The sequence below is a fragment of the Flavobacterium sp. R1_16 genome (genome assembly GCF_057652095.1).
Genome location: NZ_JBYFCG010000020.1, coordinates 1 through 2,911 on the forward strand (window position 1 = coordinate 1; position 2,911 = coordinate 2,911).

A 2,911-nucleotide genomic window follows, 5' to 3' on the forward strand; every position below is an offset into this window, starting at 1 on the left:
TATTATGTAGTAGAGTTTGAGGGAGGAAAGTCAAAGACAGGTTGGGTTTACCTCAACAGAGAGCATTAATTTTTAAACAGTAATCAAATCAAAATACAACATGAAAAAAATACATTTCATAGTCCTATTATCCATTGGTTTCTTTAGTGATATCCAAGCCCAGCAAGACCCCCATTATACACAATACATGTATAATATGAATGTCATCAATCCGGCATATGCGGGTTCAAAAGAGAATCTTTCCTTTGGGTTATTGTACAGAAAACAATGGGTAGACATCGAAGACGCTCCATCAACATTTACCCTTTCAGGTTCCTCACCTGTTGGCAAGAATGTGGGTATTGGATTGTCTGTTATTTCAGATAAAATAGGACCTGTAGAGGAGAATAATGTGTATGGAGACTTCTCCTATACTTTAAATCTTGGAGGAGAACACCGTCTAGCCTTAGGTTTAAAAGCAGGAGCTACCTTTCACAAAGTAGGCCTCTATGACCAAGTATACAGTAATGTTCCAGATGCTGATGACCCAGCCTTCGCAGAAAACACAAACAATACTTTTTTAAACATTGGAACAGGATTGTTTTACTACACCAACAAATATTATGTTGCCTTTTCCGTTCCCAATATGCTAAAATCAACCCATTTGGATTATAATGGTAAAAAGTTTGGTACCGAGTCCCTACACTATTTCCTAACAGGAGGCTACGTATTTGATTTGAATCCTAACCTAAAATTCAAGCCCTTTACCATGATTAAATCAGCCTTTGATGCACCAGTATCAGTAGATGTTTCTACCAATTTCCTATTCTATGAAAAATTTGAAATTGGAGCCACCTACAGATTAGAAGACAGCTTTGGAGCCATGGTTAATTATGCCATAAGCCCTAATTTAAGAATAGGATATGCCTATGACCATATCGTCTCTGATTTAAATGTAACCACACCTTCGTCTCATGAGGTTATTTTGTTGTTTGATTTGAACTTCCCTAAGAAAGTTTCCCAATCACCACGATATTTCTAACCTAAAGCCACAGTAAAAAATGAAAAAGCTATATATCCTATTAAGTTTAGCACTAGCAAGCACTAGTCTCTGTGCTCAAACTACCGCTACCAAAAAAGCCGATAAATTGTTTCACCAATACAAATACGTTGCTGCAACCGAAGAATACCTCAAATTGGTAGACAATGGCAAAGCCGACAACTATGTATACAAACAATTAGCCGATAGTTATTACAACATTTTCAATACCACAGAAGCAGCTAAATGGTATGCCAAGGCAACCGAAACCAATCAAGATGCAGAGACCTATTACCGTTATGCACAAATGCTAAAAGGCAACGGCAAATACTCAGAGGCCAACACTCAAATGAAAAAATTTGCCAGCTTAGCACCAAACGACCAACGCGCTAAAGCATTCTTAGAAAACCCCAACTACATACCGCAATTGCTTGATAAAGCAAAATTATTTGATGTCAAAATACTCGATATCAATAGCGAAAAATCAGACTTTGGAGCCATTCTTTATGACAATACCCTATACTTCTCCAGTGCAAGAAACGCCTCCAGAAAAGAATACGGTTGGAACAAAGAACCATTTTTAGACATTTACAGAGCCGATTATAACACCGATGGCACCATAACAAATCCTACTGCGGTAGAAGCCTTAAATTCTAAATATCATGAGGGTTCGGTAACAGTAAGTGCTGATGGGAACACCTTGTATTTTTCAAGTGATAGTTTTAGAGAGTCTTCTTTTGAAAAAGACAAAGCCAACAAACAAAAACTAGGAAGAAACAACCTTTACAGAGCCGCCAAAGAAGGAGACAGTTGGGGAAGTATAACCGCTTTACCTTTTAACAGCGCAGCCTACTCTACTAGCAATCCCAGTTTGAGTAGAGACGGAAAAACATTGTATTTCTCATCAGACATGCCAGGAAGTATAGGAGGAGTAGATATTTGGAAAGTAGCAGTGAGCAATGATGGTAGCTATGGCAAACCAGAGAATTTAGGAAAGAAAATCAATACCGAAGGAACCGAGAGCTTTCCTTTTATCTCTGATGACAACAGCACACTTTATTTTGCTTCAAGTGGCAAACCAGGTTTAGGAGGATTGGATATTTTTAAAGCCGACTTGGCTAAAGGAACCGAAGCTGTGAACTTAGGCAAACCCGTCAATACAGAAAAAGACGACTTTGCTTTTAGCTTTAACAAAGACAAAAAAATAGGATTTCTATCCAGTAATAGAAACGGTAATGATGACATCTTTAGTGCTACACCAGTTTGTGGCGTGCAGCTCTTAGCACTAGTTACAGATGCTAAGACCAGTGCAATACTCTCTAATGCTACAGTCGTGATAGTAGATGATAAAGGCAACAGTATTGCTACCGAACAATCTAATGAAAAAGGAGAAGTACGCTACGCCATAGAATGCGACAAGGCCTATGTTATTAAGGCATCAAAAGACGGTTATGAAAGCAACTCCTTTGCAGTAGCAAAAACTAGAGAACCACAAGCGACAGTGAACGCTGCTCTAAACCCAATTGAAGCAATTGTTACTGAAACCGAAGTAGTCTTACAGCCGATTTATTTTGACTTTAATAAACACAACATCACTCAAAGTGCTGCAACCGAGTTAGACAAGCTAGTTCAAGTGATGAAAAACAATGAAAAGTTAATCATATTGGCTAAATCCCACACTGATTATAGAGGAAGTGATGCCTACAATCTAGCACTATCCGACAGAAGGGCTAAAGCCACCGTGCAATACATCATCTCTAAAGGAATAGCCGCTAAGAGAATCTCCGGAAAAGGATACGGAAGAACCGAACCAAAAGTAGATTGTAAAAACAACTGCTCCGAGGAACAACACGCTCAGAATAGAAGATCTGAATTCTTGATTGTGAAGTAGAG

At 38.5% G+C, this 2,911-nt stretch carries 2 protein-coding genes; both read left to right on the forward strand.

Features of this window, described 5'->3' with window-relative positions:
- The first annotated feature begins 100 nt into the window (after positions 1–100).
- Complete coding sequence (locus AC23L6_RS13280) at positions 101–1,021, forward strand: PorP/SprF family type IX secretion system membrane protein (RefSeq protein ID WP_487562961.1); 921 nt, start codon at positions 101–103, stop codon at positions 1,019–1,021.
- Between the two features lie 19 nt (positions 1,022–1,040).
- Positions 1,041–2,909, forward strand: a complete 1,869-nt coding sequence (locus tag AC23L6_RS13285) for an OmpA family protein (protein WP_487562962.1) — start codon at positions 1,041–1,043, stop codon at positions 2,907–2,909.
- Positions 2,910–2,911 lie beyond the last annotated feature (2 nt).

Excerpts from the sequence above, each read along its gene's own strand:
- AC23L6_RS13280 (WP_487562961.1), top strand. The coding sequence starts at position 101 with ATGAAAAAAATACATTTCATAGTCCTATTATCCATTGGTTTCTTTAGT.
- AC23L6_RS13285 (WP_487562962.1), top strand. The coding sequence starts at position 1,041 with ATGAAAAAGCTATATATCCTATTAAGTTTAGCACTAGCAAGCACTAGT.